Here is an 18,008-nt window from a genome sequence, read left to right as displayed (position 1 = left end):
ACCCCTCCTCACCACCCGCCCGTCCCGTGCGTTCGGACCACCTCGCATTAGACTGTCCCCCGTGTCCGAGCCCACCGCCCCGTCGCTGGCCGATCCGGGGCGCCTCCTGGAGCTCTCCGCTGCCGGGGATCTCGAGGCCTTCGCCCGCTTCTACGACCTCATGGCGCCCCGTGTGCACGGTCTCGCGCTCCGGGTCCTGCGTGACCCCGGGTACGCCGAGGAAACCGTGCAGGAGGTGTTCCTCCAGGTCTGGAAGCAGGCCTCGGGGTACAGCCCGAAGCTCGGTTCGGTCCACTCCTGGGTGCTGACCATCGCACACCGGCGTGCGGTGGACCGGGTGCGGTCCGAGAGCTCCGCAGCCCGGCGCGACGAGGCGGACGCCGCCGCAGGGGTCACGCACTCCGGCGACATCGCCGACCAGGTGACCGAGGAGATCGCCCGGGAAGAGGACGCCGCGGACATCCGTCGATGTCTCGGGGAACTCACCGAGAACCAGCGCGAGTCCATCGAGATGGCGTACTTCTCCGGGTTGACCTACCGGGAGGTCGCCGACCAGCTGGGGTCCGCACTGCCCACGATCAAGTCCCGAATTCGCGACGGCCTGCGCCGTCTCAAGAGCTGCCTGGGAGGTGAGCTGTCATGACCGTCCGACACCACGATCATCCGGGGTCCCCGGACACGGTTCATCCCGAGGACCTCGACCTTTACGCACTGGACGCGCTGGACCAGGAGGAGGCGGAGGCCGTCGAGCAGGCGCTCGTCGCCGCGACCCCGGATCAGCGCAGCTCGATGCTCGCCCACATCCGGTCCACGCGGGAGGTCGTGGCCGACCTGGTGGCCGACGCCGACCTCGACGTCCCACCGCCGCCCTCGCTCCGCACCAGGGTGCTCGACCTGGTCACGGCGGAGGCCGGGACCGGACACGATGCGCCCACCCCGGATGCCGACGACACCGGGGACACCGGGGGCGCGGCGGTGGTCGACCTGAGCCGGATGCGCGAGCGCCGGCGCCCCGGGACCTGGACCTTCCTCGCCACCGCGGCGGCGGCCATCGTGTTGGTGGCCGCGGGGGTGACCATCGGACGACTGACAGGCGACGCGGGACCGGAGGACAACCTCCCGGTCGCGTCCCCGCCCGCCGCGACGATGCCGGACGAGGTCACGTCCCTGCTCACGGCGCCCGACCTCGAGATCTCGCGCGGTCAGGTCGGCGGCACCGGCAGCGCCACCGTGCTCGCGTCCAAGACGGCCGACATGGCGGTGATCTCCATGACCGGGATCCCGGAGCCGGCCGAGGGCCGCGCCTACCAGCTGTGGCTGATGGGTCCGGACCACGACCCGATCCCGGCCGGCACGATGGAGTCCGGCGAGGTGGGCCCGTCACCCTCCGCCGAGCTCAGCGGGATCCGCAACTCCGCCCAGATCGGGATCACCGAGGAGCCCGCGGGGGGCTCCCCGGCTCCCACGGGCGACGTACTTCTGGCCCTCGACCTGGCCTGAGCGCGCATCCTGGACCAAGCGCGCATCCTGGCCTGAGGGGCGCGACCCGGCCCTGACGGCGTTCGGGCGGGGTCGCCCCACTCAGGCCCGGCGACTCACGGCTGCCACCACTGCCGCAACGGAACATCCCAGGTCATGGTGTCGCCGAGCCGGACGGCCAGGATCTGATGGAGCTGGATCTTGTTGTGCTCGAAGCCGTACTGGCAGGCACCCATGTAGAGCCCCCACAGCTTGGCCATGGGTTCGCCCACCTCGTCGACCGCCTCGTCCCAGTGCTCGACCAGGTTCGCGCACCAGTCGCGGAGAGTGAACGCGTAGTGCTGGCGGAGGTTCTCCTCATGGACCACCTCGAAGCCGGCGTTCTCCGCCTCGAGGTGGACCGTCCCGGCGCCGGCCAGTTCGCCGTCGGGGAAGATGTACCGGTCGATGAAGGCGCCCGCCTTGACCGAGCGCGAGTTGTCCGGCCGGGTGATGCAGTGGTTGAGCAGCCGACCCCCCGGCCTCAGGTAGCCGTGCAGCCGGGTGAAGTAGTCGTGGTAGTTCCGGCGCCCGATGTGCTCGGTGATGCCGATGGAACTGACCGCGTCGAAGTCGCGCTCGGGAACGTCGCGGTAGTCCATCAGCCGGACCTCGGCGAGGTCGCCCAACCCCTGTTCCCGGATCGCGGCCTGGCCCCACTCGACCTGCTCGCGCGAGAGCGTCACCCCGATCGCCCGGACCCCCCGAGCGGCCGCGTATCGCACCATCCCGCCCCACCCACACCCCACGTCGAGCAGGCGGTCCCCGGCCTTCAGCCCGAGCTTGTCGAGCACCAGGCGGTACTTGTTCTCCTGGGCCTCCTCCAGGGAGACCCCGGCATCGGGGTAGCAAGCGCAGGTGTAGGTCATGGATGGCCCGAGGATCCACTCGTAGAAGCGGTTGGACACGTCGTAGTGGTAGCTCACCACCTCCGAGTCCCGCTTCTTGGAGTGTCTGCGCATGCCGTGCGCGACACGACGCCACGCCGCGGGCACCTCCTGCTCGGGAATCGGCAGCATCGTGAAGCCCTCGCGCCCGATCGAGCGGGCGATGCGCCCCATCGTCCTCAGGTCAGGCGTGTGCGTCATGGTCTTGCGAAAGACCTCGAGAGCCCCGAACACGTCATGCGGTGCGCCGGGATGCACCCCGTCCACCTCGAGATCGCCCATGAGATAGGCGCGGGCCAGCCCGAGGTCGCCCGGCGCGGTGACGAAGTACTGCAGTGCCTTCTGACTCTTCAGGCGTAGAACCAGCTCGCTGTCCTCCGGGCCGAACGCCGACCCGTCGTACGCCTCGATCCGCAGGGGCGGCTCCCCCGTCGCGAACGCGGCGACGATCTCGCCGATGGTCATCCTGTCCGTTGTCACCGTGCACCCACCGCCTTGTCATAGAGGGTCGCGAAGCGGCCCCGGGGATCGAATCGCGTCTTGAGAAGTGCCGCCTGCTCCCCGCCGTACAGCTGGTCGAACTCCTCACGTGAGTAGAAGACCTCGGAATAGAGAGACTTGTGCCCACCGAGCCGGGAGACCTCCTGCTCGATGCGCCGGTTCCACGCCCCCTCGGTCATTCCCGGCTCGATCGGGGCGGAGGACCAGAACCCGATGTTGACGTATGTGGTCTCCGGCGCAAGCGGATACAGCGGCCACGGCCGGTCGGAGCCGGGGCCGCCGCCGACACCCGGCGCGGGCGTGGACTCACGCAGCCGCAGCGGACAGATCCACAGCGGCTCGATCGGCACCTCCCGCAGAAACCACTCGAGGAACTCTTCGGTCCGGTCGATGGTCACCTCGACGTCCTGCACCACGCGCTCGCGTGGGCCCTCGCCCTTGAGTGCGCCGATCCTGTTGCCCAGGTCGTAACGGTGATCCAGTCCGATGATCTTCCAGTACGCCGACGACCTCAGCAGCTGTTGCGGCCACCAGCGGCGGATGCCGGGGTTCTGAACCCCGAACGCGCGCGAGCACCAGAACCAGTCGGTGTCCCAGCGCCACAGGTAGTCGCGGATGGTCAGCCGGTCGCGGGCCACCGATCCGGCGGGGCCGCCGTGCTGGATCGACCGATAGTAGATCGCCTGCTTGTCCCGCACTCCCGTGTAGTCCGAGACGGGACCGGGCTCGTCGGTCCGCCGGCCCAGGGTCAGGTAGGACTCGTCCGCCGAGAAGACGACCCCGTCCAGGAAGTCGACCTCCTCCTCGTCGTACGACCCGGACTCGCTGATCCGCCCCAACCCGTCGGTCAACGCGGCGGGGGAGTCGAACCGGACGTGACGCAGTTCGACGTACCGCTCGACCGGTTCGAGCGCGATGCGCAGCCGCACCGCGTAACCGAGCGAGCCGTAGGAGTTGGGGAACCCCCGGAACAGCTCGCGCTCACGGTCCGTGCCGTCGGGGCGGGCGGTGACGATCTCGCCCGTCCCGGTGAGGACGTCCATCTCCAGCACCGACTCGTGGGGCAGCCCCAGCCGGAAGGAGCTGGACTCGATCCCGAGACCCGTGACGGCGCCGCCCAGGGTGATGGTCTTGAGCTGCGGAACCACGTACGGCATCAGCCCGTACGGCAGGGTGGCGTCCACCAGGTCCTCGTACGTGCACATCCCCTGGACGTCGGCGGTGCGGGCGTCCGGATCCACGGAGACGACGCGCGTCAGGCCGGTGGTGTCGAGACCGGGCGACGACGACGAGGCGCGCGGCCTGAAGAGGTTGGACGTCTTCTTGGCCAGCCGGACGGGCTCACCCGGGGGGACCGCCTCGAAGCTGGCCAGGAGCCGACGAACACCCTCCTCGTGGCGCCGGGGTCCGACGATCAGCGATCCGGACAGACGACCATCAGTGCCCATGCGTCCCACCCTAGTAGCGGTCGGCCGCCACCGGAGTTGATCCGGCCGCGGCTCACCCCGGTGGCCCGGACACGCGGTTCCCGTCGCCTCGGCGAGCGGGGAGCGGTGACGCCGTGGGTCCCGTCTCGAACGCGTCTCGATTGTGACACCGGTCATATCGCGCACGCCAAACTGTCCCGGCCCCGGTGGCCGTTTACGTAGCCTTCCCGGCAACACGACCCCTGCAGATCCACACCGAGGAGGGCCCCGCCATGACCGAACGTGAGCACCGAGCCGACCAGGCCACCAGGAGCGCCCGCGAGGTCCGTCCGGGCCGCCGTCGGGCGGTCGCGGCGGCATCGGGGCTGGCCGCGCTCGCCCTGATCCTCGGGGCGTGCGGCGAGGAGGGCACGGCCGAGGATGCGGTCGGCGAGGCGACCAGCGCGGTGGGGTCCGTGGCCGCGGAGGCCACCTCCGCGGTCGGGGACGCCACCGACGGCGACGGGCCGACGACCGGCGAGCAGCCGGCCCCGGACGGGGACGACGGCGACGAACGCTCACCCGAGGAGCAGTTCCTCGACGAGATCAGGACCGTCGGCGTGGACGCCGAGGACGAACAGGGTTATCTCACCCGGGGGCGCGACGCCTGTGCGTCACTCGACGGCGACATGGGCTACGTCGACGTGGTCCGGCGGTACAACGACGCCCACGCCGATGCGCCGGTGACCGAGGCCCCGGTGGTGGTGGCGGCCGCGGTCAGGGCGTTCTGTCCTCAGCACCTGCCGCAGGTCGGCCAGGACGAGGGCGGTAACCAGGGCGGCTAGGGGCGAGAGGGGCCCCGTCTCACAACCCCTCCCTGTCGAGCGCCTCCGCGGTGAGCCGACGGCCGAGTTCGATCATCTCCTCCGCCCGGTGGAAGTCGAAGGCCGAACACGAGTCGGACGGCACCTCCACGAGGACGTCCGGGCGGTTCCCCGCCATCCGGTAGCCCGTGAGGATGCTCTGCATGGCCTCGATTGACTGGGAGACGACGTCGAAGATCCGCAGCGTGCCCGGGAGGGACTCGAGGCTCCGATCGTCCGCCTGGGCGTCGGCCCGGACCTCGCGTTCGCCCTCCTCGACCGCCTCCTCGACCTGCGGTGACGGCTGCGCCGACCCGCTCGGGGTGGAGTAGTCACCGGTCCGGGGGTCGGACTCGGCGCCCTGCCCGGTCGGGTCGATCCCGGGTGCGTCCAGCCCGGCAGAGTCCGCGCCGGCAGTGTCCGCGCCGGACGTGTCCTGACCGAAGCGGGCCGCGACCAGTCTGACCAGGTCCGCGTCCCGCACGTCCGCCGCAGCGGTCCGGATGCGTCCGGAGAGCCTGGCGGTGGTCGCGGTGACGGTGCCACCCTTCTTGGACATCTTCGGATCGGCCACGGCCGACGGCTCATCGGGGTCCGAGCTCTCCTGGAAGGTGGAGCCGCGGATCCCCGCCCGACGACCGGTCAGCGACACGGCCAGGACCAGATCGCTCTCCACGGAGGCCAGTGGCTCGAGCGGGACCGGGTTGGTCACGCCGCCGTCGATCATCAGGCGCCCACCCACGATCGCGGGGGTGACGATGCTCGGGATCGCGAACGAGGCACGGACGGCGATATCCGCCGGGCCACGGGTGAACCACACCTCCCGTCGCGCACGCAGGTCGGTGGCCACCGCGGTGTAGGGGATCGCCAGATCCTCGATCCGCACGTCGTCGAGCATCTCGCCGATCACGCCCATGATCTTGTTGGCGCGGATCGCTCCCCCGCCGGCGAAGGACACGTCGAGCAACCGGAGGACGTCCCGTTGCGCCAGTCCCCGCACCCACTCCTCGAAACGGTCCAACTCGCCGGCCGCGAGCAGCGATCCCACGACCGCACCCATCGACGCCCCGGCCACCCCGACCACCTCGTGTCCGCGCGACTCGAGCTCGCGGATAGCCCCGATGTGCGCGTATCCGCGCGCCCCGCCGGAACCCAGTGCCAAAGCGACCTTCATCCGGTCCTCCTCCGTCGTCCCCACTCGTGCCCGGTGCCGACACACCGGTACCACCCCATCAGCGGATTCTCCTCCAGTGTGCACCGGCGCGGCCATGTCATCCCGGCGCCGGGCCGACCATGTCGTAGGCGCGGTCTACCTTCACCCTCGTATCGAGCACCTGTTCGATCGAGACGATCACCGAGTAGACCACTAGGAGTTCCCGTGTCCCACACCGTCATCCAGTTCCGTCCCGTCACCGCCATCGACCCCGACATGGCTCTCGTCGCCGCCAACATCGACCGGTTCGGCCTGCACCTGGTCCACGTGGGCGAGGGCTGCGCCTGCGAGGACTGCGAGTCCGCCCCGCTGCCACCGGACCGACGGTTCGGCTACACGGTCGGGCTCACCGAGCGCGGGCACCCGGAACTCCTGGCCCGTGGCCTGGGTGCCCGGGAGACGGCCGCGTTACTCACCCGGTGGGGCGGGTCCGTCCTGGACGGCCGGGTTCTCGACGCCGGCCACCTGCTGTGCGAGGGCCCCGATGGGCCGACGTGGGAGCTCGTACCGGTCCGGCGCCCCTCCAGGACCCTCCGGTGGGCGGGTCGCTACTACCGCACCACCGGCACCGGCGGCCTCACCGCCCTGGAGCTGGTCCCCGCCCGGCGGCCCTGCCCGTGCGACGGGTGCTGCTGAGACCACCGCACCGGCGGGGTCGTCGTAGGGTCTACCCATGCCCCGACATCGGCTCGTCCTGGACGCACGTTCGCCGTCGATCATCGTCCCGCTCACCGGACGGGATCTCACGGAGCTCGACGAGCAGATCGGTGCGCTGGACGCCGCCGAGGCCGGGTACCGGAGGGGGCGCGACGTGACCCCTCCGGCCGGAGTCGCACCGGACTCCTACGGTCTGGTCGACGTGGTCGAATGGCGTGTCGACCTCTACGAACCCTTCACAACCGGGGCCGGGAGTGATCCGGCCCCGGCGGTGCGGGCACTCGAGCGGATCTCGGCGCTGTTACCGGTACTGCCGGTCCTCGCCACGTTCCGCACCGGCACCGAGGGCGGGGGTGCGGAGATCTCACCGGAGGCCTATCTCGCACTGGTGGAGGCCCTCGCCTCGACGGGCCTGGCGGCCGCGATAGACGTCGAGTACCGGCGCCCTCACGCAGAGGCCGCGATAGCCGCCGCCCACCGGCACCGCGTTCCGGTGGTGGCGTCCAACCACGACTTCGACGCCACCCCGTCCGCCGAGGAGATCGTGGCGCGGCTCACCGCCATGGAGGACGCGGGGGCGGACGTGGCCAAGATCGCCGTGACACCGCGGTCCGCGGCCGACGTGGTGACGCTGCTGTCCGCCACCGAGGAGCGTTACCGGGCCGCTCGCATCCCGCTGATCACCATGTCGATGGGTGGACTGGGGGCGGTCACGCGGCTCGGCGGCGGCCCGTTCGGATCCTCGGCCACCTTCGCCAAGGTGGGCGCGGCATCGGCGCCCGGCCAACTCCCGGCCGAGGGGGTCCGACAGGCACTGGATCTGCTCAGCGGCGGGTCCGCCCCTCGGGGGTGATCCCGTCCGCGCGCTGGTGGCTCCTCCGCGCGAGGGTCACCAACTCACCCGCCGGGCCGGTCAGCTGACGCGGCGGCCGCCACACCGCGCGCAGTTCCCGTCGCAGGTCCAGCCCGTCGATCTCGATGATCCTCAGTGCACCCGAGGCCACCTGATCGGCCACGGCGAGCGTGCTCATCCCCGCCGGGCCCACCCCGTCCAGGACGCTGGTGCGGATGGCGGCCGCGCTGGCGAGTTCGAGCAGCGGGGCGGGGCGCTCGTACTCCTGGAGGGCCCGGTCCAGGGTCGTCCGGGTGCCGGACCCCGGCTCCCTCACCACCAACCGCGTGGCGGCGAGCTCGGAGATCGTCACCGGGGTGCGGCGACGGGCCCACGGATGGGACGGCGCCGCCACCACCACGAGCCGGTCGCGCGCGACGGTGCTGGTGTGCAGGCCGCTGGGAACGGTGGGGGACTCGACAAACCCGACGTCACAGGAGCCGTCCAGGACGAGTTCGGCGACCCTGACCGAATTGTGGACCTGCAGGTGGATGTTCACCTCCGGCAGCACGCCCCTCAGCGCCCCCAGCCAGCGCGGCATGAGGTGTTCGGCCACGGTCATGCTCGACCCCACCGTCAACGTGGCGGACCGCTCGGACTGCAGGCTCTGCGCCACCTCCAGTAACTGGGTCGTCTCGGCGAGGACCCGGCGCGCCCAGTGGGCGAGCACCGTCCCGTGCGGGGTCAGCGTGGCACCCCGCGGGTGCCGCCGCAGCAACGGCGTCGCGAACCGCCGCTCGAGATCCTTGATCGCCCGGCTCGCGTTGGGCTGCGCCATCCCGACTCTCCGGGCCGCCGCACTCAGGCTCCCCTGTTCGTCGACGCCGATCAGCAGCTCCAGGACGGCCAGGTCGGGCCACCTCCGTGTCATGCATTCAGCATATGGCGTCACTTCGCGTCATATCTGTGGGATATGGAGAGATGCCGTACTGCCGGCTACCGGACGGGCCCGCACACGTCCACCCTGGAAACGTGACCTCCCCCCTGACCGCCCGGCGGCGCGAGCGCGGCATCACAGAGGTGTCGCGGGCCTCGGGTCCGGCGATGTCCGGATCGACCCGCGTGCGGGTCAGGGCCCTGACGCTCGCCCCGGGTACCGCGCTGACGCTCGCGGGAACAGCGGCGGCGATGGGGGTCAGTCACCTGGTCCCCACCCTCAACCCGATGCTCGTGGCGATAGTGCTGGGTGCCGCTCTCGGCAACACCGTGCGACTGCCGGGCCGGGCCGCCGCGGGCCTGACCTTCTCCTCCCGCACTCTGCTGCGGGTCGGCATCGCCCTGCTGGGTCTGCAACTCCTGCTCGGTGACATCACCGCGCTGGGGTGGCAGGTCATCGCGCTCGTCGTCGTCATCGTGGTCCTGGGAATCGCCGGCACCATGGCACTTGGGGGCGCGCTCGGCCTCGGCTGGACGCAGCGCCTGCTCATCGCCTGCGGGTTCTCGATCTGCGGCGCGGCGGCGGTGGCGGCCGTGGACAGCGTGTCGGACACCGACGAGGAGGAGGTCCTCACGGCCATCACCCTCGTCGTCATCTTCGGCACCCTGATGATCGTCGCGGTCCCGGTGCTGTCGGGGGCTCTGGGCCTGTCGGACACCGCGGCCGGCATGTGGGCCGGCGGATCGATCCACGAGGTCGCCCAGGTTATCGCGGCCGGCGGGGCGATCGGCGGCACCGCCCTGGCGGTCGCCACCGTCGTCAAACTGGCCCGGGTCCTGTTGCTGGCCCCGGTGGTCACCGTGATCAGCCTCCACCGGCGACGGACGACCGGCGCCGACGCCCGCGGGACCCGGCCGCCGCTGGTCCCCGGGTTCGTCGCGGCGTTCCTGGCCCTGGTCGTCCTGCGCTCGTCAGGGCTCGTCCCCGACCCGGTCATCGACGCCGCCTCGCTGGCGCAGACCGTCCTGCTCACCAGCGCCATGTTCGCCCTCGGGATCGGTGTGCGGGTGGCCGCGATGCGCAGGGTCGGCGCACGCCCGGTCATCCTGGCCGCCGCCTCGACGGTGTGGGTCGCGGGCCTGGCGCTGGCCGGTGTCCTGCTCATCGCCCCGACGCTGGGCGGTTGACGGCCGCGACGTGGGAGGTACCGTCGACCGCACTGACGGGCTGGGGTGAGGAGACCGGAATGCGGATCGTCATCATCGGCGCCAGCGGGAACGTCGGCACCGCGCTGCTCCGTCGTCTGCGCGAGACGCGCTCCGGCGACCGACTGGTCGGGCTCGTGCGACGGCCACCCGATCCCGTCGGTGAGTACCGCGGCGTCGACTGGCACGCGCTGGACGTCTCCGGTCCGGACGCGGCCGGCGAACTCAGTCGACACCTCGACGAGGCGGACGCCGTCGTCAATCTCGCCTGGGGTTTCCAGCCCACCCGCGACATCGGCTACCTCGAGAGCGTCGGGGTCGGCGGGACCGCCGCGGTGCTCGAGGCCGCGCAGGCGGCCGGGGTGGGCCACCTGGTCCACATGTCCTCCGTGGGGACGTACGCGCCGGGCCTCCACGGTGAGCACGTCGACGAGACCTGGGCGAGGACCGGGGTGCCGAGCTCGGCGTACAGCCGACACAAGGCCGCGGCGGAGACGCTCATCGACCACCATGAGAGCCTCCACGGCGCCGATGCCGTGCCCGTCGCCCGGATGCGCCCGGGCTTCATCGTCCAGAGAGCGGCCGCGAGCGGGCTGACCCGGTACGGACTGCCCGCCTATCTGCCAGCGCATCTCGTGCCGCGGGTGCCGCTGCTGCCGCTCGACAGGAGCCTGAGCCTGCCCCTCGCCCATGCCGACGACGTCGCCGACGCCGTCGTGCGGGTGATCGAGCAGGGCGCCACCGGCCCGTTCAACCTCGCGGCCGAACGACCGCTCACCAGGGACGCCCTCGCAGAGGTGCTCGGGGCCCGGGCGGTCCACATCCCCCTGCCGCTCCTCGGGGCCCTCGTCGGGCTGACGTGGCGGGCACGCCTGCAGCCGGTAGACCGCGGATGGCTGGACCTGGCGTTCGCGGTGCCACTGATGGACTGCGCCCGGGCCCGCGACGTCCTCGGGTGGACGCCGTCCTGGGCGCCGACGGAGGCCATGGCCGACCTGCTCGACGGCATCGCGCACCTCGCCCACACCGGGAGCGCACCGCTGCGGCGCAGATCCGTGACCGACCTGGTGCGCCGGGACCTGACCGACGGCCTGATCTCCTCCCGCCGGTTCCCCTGACCGTGTCTCCCCCTCGAGGGCGACGGGTGGACGATCAGCCGTGCCGCCGCAGGACCTCGTCCCGCAACCCCGTGGTGGCCACGTCGGCGATGTGCTTCTGCGCCTTCTTGACCACCGGACCGGGAAGTTTGATCTTGAGATCCACCTCGAGGTCGAAGACGACCTCGGTGGTGCCGTCGCCGTTGTCCGTGAGCACGTAGCGGGCGTTCTGGACCTTCTGGGAACCGCTCTCGACCAGGGACCAGCTCACCTCGCCGTCGTACCACTCGTAGCGCACGACCATCTCGTCGGTGACGCCGTACTGGGACACCCGCTCCCACACGACGATCGGCCACCCCTCGTCGTCGGCCTCCCTGACCTCGACCGCGCGGTGGGCGCTCGACCAGTCGACGAGGGACTCGACGTCGGCCAGGACCTCCATGATCTCGGGGACGCCGGTCTCGATCTTCACAACGGACTGCACTGACACTGCCATGGCGGGAAAGCTACCCGCGTGGGGTCGTCCCGGGAGGAAGATCAGGACATGAGTACCGGATCGGCGGGCCCGGCCGCCGGGGAGCACCGCAAGGTCGTGCTGCTCCGCGGGATCAACGTCGGCAGGAGCGGGCGGATCGCCATGCGCGACCTGGTCGCGTGCACCGAGGCCGCGGGCGGGACTTCGGTCAGAACCGTGTTGGCCACCGGCAACGTGCTCGTCACCGATCCCCGCCCTGTGAGCGAACTGCGCGCGGTACTCGAGTCCGCATACGCGGAGAGGTTCGGCTACCAGGCGGTCGTGCAGGTCCTCACCCTCGACGCGGTGGCGACGATGGCGGCAGCGTACCCCTTCGACACGCTGCCCGAGCACCACGACTACGTGGTGTTCTCGGACGACCCGGAGGTGACGACCCGGGTGACGGTCGCAATGCGCGCGGCCATCCGGGAAATCGCCGAGGCGGCCGCCGAGACCGACGCGCGTGCCGAGGGCGGGTCAGCCGCCGGCACGGAGGCGGTCGCCGAGGGCGCGGGCTGCGTGTACTGGCGAGTCCCCCGCGGCTCGACGCTGACCTCCGACGCGTCCAAGGTGCTCGACGGCCGGGAGCACAAGCGTCACCTCACCACCAGGAACCTCAGGACCCTGGACAGGATCCTCGCTGCGGGGTGAGTCAGGGACCCTCCACTGACGCCCCGATCGTGTCGACGAAGCCCGCGAGGGGCCCGAAGATCGCCGGGAAGATCCCGTCCCAGAACATCTGCAGCTGGCTGAAGTCGATAACGGGCATGAGTAACGCTCCTCGCACCGGGGTGGTGTGCGGGCTCTCCGCGGCCACCGAGTCTCCCCGGAACACAGGATCGCGGCAGGAACGCCGGATGCGCAACCCCATGCGCCCCGCGAGTTTCTCAAACGAGCCCGCGAACCGCCGCCTGGCAGAATGCATTTGATGCCCCATGACCCCGCCAGACCGCTCCTGGCCGCCGCGGCACTGCTCGCGATCGTGGCCGCGACGGGCTGCTCGGACACCGGGACCCGGCCGGATGCGGGACCTCCCGTGGATCGGACCACGTCGTCGTCGTCACGGGACCTGCCACCACCTGCTGCGCCCCCGACTCAGGGGGCCCCGACCCCGGCGCCCCCTTTCATCGCCTCGGCCACGTGGGCGGACTCGGACTTCGGCGTCACGCTGAAGGTCGCGCCCACCCCGGCGGGCCGGGAGGCGTGGGGAGCGCAGGACTCGGATTCTGCCTGGCAGGAGGTGCTCGCGCTCGCCCCGGACGGGGACACTCCCGGGATGCGGCAGCAGTTCGACTGCCACTGGACGTGGGCGCGGATCCTCGAGCCGGACAAGCGCACCTGGAACCTGGAGCCGTGGCGTCCGGTCGTGGCCGACGAGCAGATGCTGGCCGAGGGTTGCAACCCGGGAGGACCGGAGGTGTAAGCGTTGCCGCCGCAGGGGCGAGGTCAGGCGGGGACGAGGTCAGGCGGGGACGAGGTCAGGCGGGGACGACGGCTCGGCCCGGCGAGGCTGCGGGCCGCTCCCCGTCGTCTGGGTCCCTCGGCCCCGCCACGCCTCCCCGGGCACGCGGCGCCGGTCCGCGGAAGGACCGCCGGACCAGGCCCGCGCACAGCTCGTCCAACCAGCCCCCCACCGAGGCGCGGGCCCGGGCGGTATCCGGGTAGCGGCACCGCACGTGCAGGCCGGAGCCGTTGACCACGAACCACACCATCACCCCGTCCGTGCGGATGGCCGCTGACACGTGCTGCGGGCCCAGGCTCAGGTCCACGTCGATCGGCAGCCGGCGGTGGTCCAGCCAGGAGATGGCGAACATCCCGGGCGTGTGCGGCATCCCGCCGTGCGGCTCGAGGATCGGCCCCAGGGCGTGCGAGCCCAACTCGACGGCGTCGCGGACCGCCGCGGCGCAGGCCCGCGGGTCCGGATCGGAGCATTCGATCACCGAGTTGGTGATGAACCAGCCCACCGAGTCGTGCCACCTCTCGTGATGACGTGAGTGGACGGGAAGCACCGCCCGCAGGCCTACCCCGCCCCGTCTGCGGAACACCGCCGTCATCTCCGCCATCGCCAACGCGACCATCCGCACGCCACCCGCCTCCGCCTCGGCGTCGAGCGCCGCCACGCCGTCGGGGTCCAGCACGTCGCGGACCTCCACCACCTCCTGCCGCGGGGACGAGATGTCGCCCAGGTCGAGCGGGAAGACCGGCATCCCGCCACCGGCGAGGATCTGCGCCCACCTGTCGTGCACCCGGGGTGGGGCGGGCGGGCGCTCCGCCAGCTCCCTGGTGTGCTCGGCGAACGCGGCCGCCGGGGCCAGGCAGGTGCCCGGTTCGAGTCCGCACGCGAGATCGTCCAGGCTCGAGCAGAAGTCCCGCAACAACACGAGCAGCGACCACGCGTCGACGTGCGAGTGGTCCAGCCCGATCACCACCACCGGCCGCTCGTCCCCGTCCTCCGGCTCCACCAGACACAGCGAGTGCGACGGCGTCGCGAACGGGCAACAGGCCTGGTCGAACACCCGCCGCACCACCGATCGGGGGTCCTCGTCCTGTTCTGCCGCCTCGACCTGCCACCCGACCGGGTGCACGGTGACGGGCCGGAGCCGCAGCTCGTCGTCCCCGTCTCCCCCCTCGAGCACCGTCCGCAGAGTCCCGTGCCGGGCGATCACCGCGAGCCACGCCCGCGCCACCTGGTCACGATCGGCGGGGAACGGCAGCGCGAACGCCACGGCCATCCACGACCCGGCGCGAGGACCGAGTGAGGCGTGGCGCGCCTGGTCGAAGGACGGCGGTGTGTCCTCGCCCTGAACTGGGGTGATGTGCGTCGCAAACCGGTGCACGACGCCGGCCGGGAGCGACATCCGCGTTACGGTGGTGAGCCTCATGGTCCGCACGGTAGGAGCGGCGTGTTACGGGGGAGGGCGCGGAGTGTGACGACGACGAGACGGCCGCACACCCCGGCCGGCGGCACCGGGGCAGCTCTCGCCCACGACCTCAGGGGCGACGGGCTCCCGGTCGTGCAGCTGCACGGCCTGTCCTCGAGCCGGCGGCGCGACGAGGCGTTCGGGCTGGACCTCACGGCGGGCCGGGACGGTCTGCGCGTCCTGCGGTACGACGCACGGGGGCACGGCGGGTCACCGGGGTCCACCGATCCCGCGGACTACACGTGGCCGGCGCTGGCCCGAGACCTGCTGACGATGCTCGACGAGGTCTTCCCGGGACGCCGGGTGCACGGGGTGGGCCAGTCGATGGGGGCGGCCACCCTGCTCACCGCCGCCGTGGCCGAGCCGGACCGGTTCGCCTCGCTCACGCTGGGGATCCCGCCGACCGCCTGGGAGTGGCGGCGCGAGCAGGCGACGCTCTACGACCTGGCCGCCCGGCAGGTCGCACGCTGGGGAGGGGCCCGATGGGCCGAGACGACCCGGCAGCCACCCACCTCCCCGGCGATCGACCCCGACCGGCCGTTCACCGCCCCGGACGTGGCGGACGAGTGGTTGCCGGCGGCGTTCCGGGGTGCGGCCCTCACGGATCTCCCGTCGCGGGCCGAGGTCGCGGGGGTCCGCGTGCCCGCCCTCCTGTTGGCCTGGCCGGACGACGCCTCGCACCCGCTCGCCGTGGCCGAGGAGCTGCTGGAGTTGCTCCCGGACGCCCGCCTCGAGGTGGCGCGGACGCCCGCCGAGGTGGCGGCGTGGCCGCGGGTCGTCGGCGATTTCGTCCGCGACGCCGACGCCTGACCCATCGCCCCACCCGGCGCCGGGGGTACTCGCTCCGGGATCCGTGCTCGGGGCCGTCCGGTGGCAGGGCTGCGGGCATCGCCAGCACACTGGGCCCATGCGCACCACACAACGGCAGATCATCGACGCCCTCGGCGTCCGTCCCCGCATCGACCCCGCCGAGGAGGTGGAGCGACGGGTGCGATTCCTCGCCGACTACCTGGGGGCGAGCGGGGCGAAGGGCTTCGTGCTCGGGATCTCGGGCGGCGTGGACTCCTCGTTGGCCGGGCGACTGGCACAGCTGGCGGTGGAGAGGGTCCGCGTCGACGGCGGCGAGGCGGTCTTCGTGGGGGTGCGCCTGCCCTACCGCGTGCAGCACGACGAGCACGACGCGGCGGCGGCCGTGGACTTCGTGGGTGCCGACGAGACCCTCACGGTGAACATCGCGCCGGGAGTGGACGGACTCGACGGCGAGATCCGACAGGCCACCGGCGAGGAGTTGACGGACTTCACCAAGGGCAACACCAAGGCGCGCCACCGCATGGTGGCGCAGTACGCCGTGGCCGGGGACCGCGGGCTGCTGGTGATCGGCGCCGACCACGCGGCCGAGAACGTCACGGGGTTCTTCACCAAGTTCGGCGACGGAGCCGCCGACCTCCTACCGCTGTCGGGGCTGGACAAACGCCAGGTCCGGGAGCTGCTCCGTCACCTGGAGGCGCCGCAACAGCTGTGGGACAAGGTTCCCACCGCCGACCTTCTCGACGAGGCCGAGGGCCAGACCGATGAGGAGGAACTGGGCATCGGATACGACCACATCGACGACTACCTCGAGGGTCGTGAGGTGCCCGAGGAGGCGGCCCGACTGATCGAGGAGGCGTGGCACCGCAACCGGCACAAGCGCACCACCCCGGTCGAGGTGGCCGACACCTGGTGGCGGCCGGCCGGGCGGACCCGTGAGCAGACCGACGCCCGGACGGCGCTGGTGGTGATCGACATGCAGAACTCGTACTTCGAGTTCCCCGAACTGGCGGCGGTGCGGGACGAGTTGGTCGGCTCGGTCAACGAGCTCATCCGCGCCGCCCACGAGGCCGACCGCCCGGTGATCCTGGTGCGGACGGAGCACGCCGAGGACCGCTCCACCTGGACCCTCAACATGTGCGAAGACGACCAGGGCTTCGCGTTCCCCGGTACCGAGCAGGCCCGGTTCCTCGACGGGCTCGTCACCGGAGGCCACGTGGAGGTGGTCAAGACCCGGGACAGCGCGTTCTTCCGGACCGAGCTGAGGGCCGAGCTGGACCGTCTCGGCGCGAGCCACCTCCTCGTGTGCGGCGTGTCGACGCACAGCTGCGTGGCGCAGACCGCGATCGACGGGTTCGCCGAGAACCTTCACGTGGCGGTGGCCTGCGGTGCCATCTCCTCCGACAACTCGCCGCTGTCGGAGGCGCTACTGGAGTTCCTGCAGGACCAGATGCGCCAGCCGCTGCTGGACCAACCGCAGAGCCTCGAGCTGCTGCGCACCGGCCACTGGCCCGACTGAGTGACGGGCCGAAGGGCCCGCCTGAGCAACGGGCCGGACGGCCCGCCTGGAGACGCGCCCGGACGGCTCAGCGGGAACCGACCGGCCGCTTCTCGCTGCCGTCCGGGTACCGGGCGAAGCGGGTCTCGTCGTGCGCGTGGACGGGATCGTTCCGGTCCAGGTGCCAGGTGCCGAACACTCCGGCGCGGTACTCCTCCATCGCGGTGACAATGTCCTGGCGGGTGTTACCGACGAACGGTCCCTGCTGGACCACGGGCGCGCCGATTGGCCGGGCCTGCAGCACGAGGAACGCCGCGCCGTCCGCGCCCGCGGTCACCGAGACCGCCTCGGGGGCGAGCACGGCGGCGTCGTAGCCGAGCCGCTGACCGTCGACGGTCAGCTCGCCGCCGTAGTTGTACAGGACCCTGGAGGCGGACGGGTCGAAGGCCGGGAGTTCGGTGCTGACCCCGGGGTCGAGGGTGACGATCCAGATGGCGAGGTGGCTGTCCGGGCGCGCGGCCCAGGAGTGCGGTGGCGGATCGAGTGCCCGGACCCCGTCGATCTCCCCGGCGATCACCCGGAAGCGCGCTGCGGCCCCCTCCTCACCGCGGACGATGACCGGGGTGTCCTCGGACCAGAACATGTCGAAGTACGGCTCGGCGGACTTGTCCTCGGGGGCGAGGTTGAGCCAGATCTGGAACAGCTCCATGGTGTTGGTCGCGTCTGGATCCAGCAGCGGGAACATCTCCGAGTGCGAGATCCCTGCACCGGCGGTGAGCCACTGTGTGTCGCCGTGCCCGAAGCGGGCGGCGGCGCCCAGCGAGTCGGAGTGGTCCACCACGCCGTCGAGCACCACGGTCACGGTCTCGAAACCGCGGTGTGGGTGCTGGGGGAAGCCGGGCACCTCTGAGCCGTGGTACATCGACCAGCCGTCCTTGCCGGAGAAGTCGCCTCCGATGGACCGGCCCTCGAGGGAGGCCGCGGGACGCATGGTCTCCCCCTCGGCCGCGGGGAACTCGTCGCGGTGGTGGACCGCGAACAGGAACGGGTCGACACCGGGCCACTGCGCGCCGAGCGGGACTACCTGACGGATGGCGGACACTGGCATCTCCTCTGACGGGACGGTTATTGCTGTCGCGTCATACAACCCGG

The 18,008-nt window shown here is 71.7% G+C and carries 18 protein-coding genes and 1 pseudogene; 12 read left to right on the top strand and 7 right to left on the bottom strand.

Annotation, left to right across the window (positions count from 1 at the left end; translation table 11 throughout):
* The first annotated feature begins 61 nt into the window (after positions 1-61).
* Positions 62-643: an ECF RNA polymerase sigma factor SigK gene (gene sigK / locus ABIE38_RS14380; RefSeq protein WP_354057395.1), complete on the top strand. Its 582-nt coding sequence runs from the start codon at positions 62-64 to the stop codon at positions 641-643.
* Positions 640-1,500, top strand: a complete 861-nt coding sequence (locus ABIE38_RS14375) for an anti-sigma factor (protein WP_354057393.1) — start codon at positions 640-642, stop codon at positions 1,498-1,500. Before sigK ends, ABIE38_RS14375 begins: the two co-directional genes overlap by 4 nt.
* 95 nt (positions 1,501-1,595) lie before the next feature.
* On the opposite strand, the gene ABIE38_RS14370 is transcribed toward ABIE38_RS14375, so the two are convergent.
* Positions 1,596-2,870, bottom strand: coding sequence for a class I SAM-dependent methyltransferase (locus ABIE38_RS14370; RefSeq protein ID WP_354057391.1), 1,275 nt, complete (start codon positions 2,868-2,870; stop codon positions 1,596-1,598).
* A gap of 11 nt (positions 2,871-2,881) precedes the next feature.
* Positions 2,882-4,354, bottom strand: a complete 1,473-nt coding sequence (locus ABIE38_RS14365) for an FAD-binding oxidoreductase (RefSeq protein WP_354057389.1) — start codon at positions 4,352-4,354, stop codon at positions 2,882-2,884.
* Between the two features lie 251 nt (positions 4,355-4,605).
* Here ABIE38_RS14365 and ABIE38_RS14360 point away from each other — a divergent pair, with 251 nt between their 5' ends.
* Positions 4,606-5,157, top strand: coding sequence for a DUF732 domain-containing protein (locus tag ABIE38_RS14360; protein ID WP_354057387.1), 552 nt, complete (start codon positions 4,606-4,608; stop codon positions 5,155-5,157).
* A 19-nt stretch (positions 5,158-5,176) separates the two neighbouring features.
* Here ABIE38_RS14360 and ABIE38_RS14355 read toward each other — a convergent pair whose 3' ends face one another.
* The gene (locus ABIE38_RS14355; RefSeq protein ID WP_354057385.1) at positions 5,177-6,349 is read right to left on the bottom strand and encodes a patatin-like phospholipase family protein; all 1,173 of its coding nucleotides are present in this window, start codon (positions 6,347-6,349) and stop codon (positions 5,177-5,179) included.
* Positions 6,350-6,553: 204 nt separating this feature from the next.
* On the opposite strand from ABIE38_RS14355, the gene ABIE38_RS14350 reads away from it, so the two are divergent.
* Positions 6,554-7,024 carry a DUF4262 domain-containing protein gene (locus ABIE38_RS14350; RefSeq protein ID WP_354057383.1) on the top strand — a complete coding sequence of 157 codons (471 nt, stop codon included), beginning with the start codon at positions 6,554-6,556 and terminating at the stop codon, positions 7,022-7,024.
* Between the two features lie 37 nt (positions 7,025-7,061).
* A complete protein-coding gene (aroD, locus tag ABIE38_RS14345; protein WP_354057381.1) occupies positions 7,062-7,898 on the top strand; it encodes a type I 3-dehydroquinate dehydratase in 837 nt (278 codons plus the stop codon).
* Here aroD and ABIE38_RS14340 read toward each other — a convergent pair.
* The gene (locus tag ABIE38_RS14340) at positions 7,870-8,808 is read right to left on the bottom strand and encodes a LysR family transcriptional regulator (RefSeq protein WP_354057379.1); all 939 of its coding nucleotides are present in this window, start codon (positions 8,806-8,808) and stop codon (positions 7,870-7,872) included. The genes aroD and ABIE38_RS14340 overlap by 29 nt on opposite strands.
* Positions 8,809-8,981: 173 nt before the next feature.
* Here ABIE38_RS14340 and ABIE38_RS14335 point away from each other — a divergent pair, with 173 nt between their 5' ends.
* Both ABIE38_RS14335 and ABIE38_RS14330 read left to right on the top strand, forming a co-directional pair.
* Positions 8,982-10,001 (top strand): YeiH family protein, encoded by a 1,020-nt coding sequence (locus ABIE38_RS14335; RefSeq protein ID WP_354057456.1) that lies wholly within the window; start codon positions 8,982-8,984, stop codon positions 9,999-10,001.
* A 59-nt stretch (positions 10,002-10,060) separates the two neighbouring features.
* On the top strand, positions 10,061-11,137 hold the full coding sequence (locus ABIE38_RS14330) for an NAD-dependent epimerase/dehydratase family protein (RefSeq protein WP_354057377.1): 1,077 nt from the start codon (positions 10,061-10,063) through the stop codon (positions 11,135-11,137).
* A 34-nt stretch (positions 11,138-11,171) separates the two neighbouring features.
* Here ABIE38_RS14330 and ABIE38_RS14325 read toward each other — a convergent pair whose 3' ends face one another.
* The gene (locus tag ABIE38_RS14325; protein ID WP_354057376.1) at positions 11,172-11,612 is read right to left on the bottom strand and encodes an SRPBCC family protein; all 441 of its coding nucleotides are present in this window, start codon (positions 11,610-11,612) and stop codon (positions 11,172-11,174) included.
* Between the two features lie 48 nt (positions 11,613-11,660).
* On the opposite strand from ABIE38_RS14325, the gene ABIE38_RS14320 reads away from it, so the two are divergent.
* Positions 11,661-12,281 (top strand): DUF1697 domain-containing protein, encoded by a 621-nt coding sequence (locus tag ABIE38_RS14320; protein WP_354057374.1) that lies wholly within the window; start codon positions 11,661-11,663, stop codon positions 12,279-12,281.
* 277 nt (positions 12,282-12,558) lie between these two features.
* Positions 12,559-13,053, top strand: a complete 495-nt coding sequence (locus tag ABIE38_RS14315; protein WP_354057372.1) for a DUF2599 domain-containing protein — start codon at positions 12,559-12,561, stop codon at positions 13,051-13,053.
* Positions 13,054-13,108: 55 nt separating this feature from the next.
* Here the strand turns inward: ABIE38_RS14315 and ABIE38_RS14310 are convergent, their stop codons facing one another.
* Entirely contained in the window at positions 13,109-14,512 is a 1,404-nt protein-coding gene (locus ABIE38_RS14310; protein ID WP_354057370.1) for a condensation domain-containing protein, read from the bottom strand.
* A 45-nt stretch (positions 14,513-14,557) separates the two neighbouring features.
* On the opposite strand from ABIE38_RS14310, the gene ABIE38_RS14305 reads away from it, so the two are divergent.
* The 3 genes and pseudogenes from ABIE38_RS14305 (at position 14,558) to ABIE38_RS14295 (ending at position 16,877) form a co-directional block, all read left to right on the top strand.
* Positions 14,558-15,361 carry an alpha/beta fold hydrolase gene (locus ABIE38_RS14305; RefSeq protein WP_354057368.1) on the top strand — a complete coding sequence of 268 codons (804 nt, stop codon included), beginning with the start codon at positions 14,558-14,560 and terminating at the stop codon, positions 15,359-15,361.
* Between the two features lie 97 nt (positions 15,362-15,458).
* Positions 15,459-16,277, top strand: a pseudogene (nadE, locus tag ABIE38_RS14300) (NAD(+) synthase); the annotation flags it as partial.
* Positions 16,257-16,877: a cysteine hydrolase family protein gene (locus ABIE38_RS14295; RefSeq protein ID WP_354057454.1), complete on the top strand. Its 621-nt coding sequence runs from the start codon at positions 16,257-16,259 to the stop codon at positions 16,875-16,877. The pseudogene nadE and the gene ABIE38_RS14295, both read left to right, overlap by 21 nt.
* Before the next feature lie 67 nt (positions 16,878-16,944).
* Here ABIE38_RS14295 and ABIE38_RS14290 read toward each other — a convergent pair whose 3' ends face one another.
* A complete protein-coding gene (locus tag ABIE38_RS14290) occupies positions 16,945-17,958 on the bottom strand; it encodes a pirin family protein (protein WP_354057366.1) in 1,014 nt (337 codons plus the stop codon).
* Between the last annotated feature and the right edge of the window lie 50 nt (positions 17,959-18,008).

It is taken from the genome of Dietzia sp. 2505 (assembly GCF_040546785.1).
Classification (GTDB): Bacteria; Actinomycetota; Actinomycetes; order Mycobacteriales; family Mycobacteriaceae; genus Dietzia.
The sequence above is the reverse complement of the archived record's forward strand: the minus strand, read 5'-3'. Positions and strand labels throughout refer to the sequence as shown.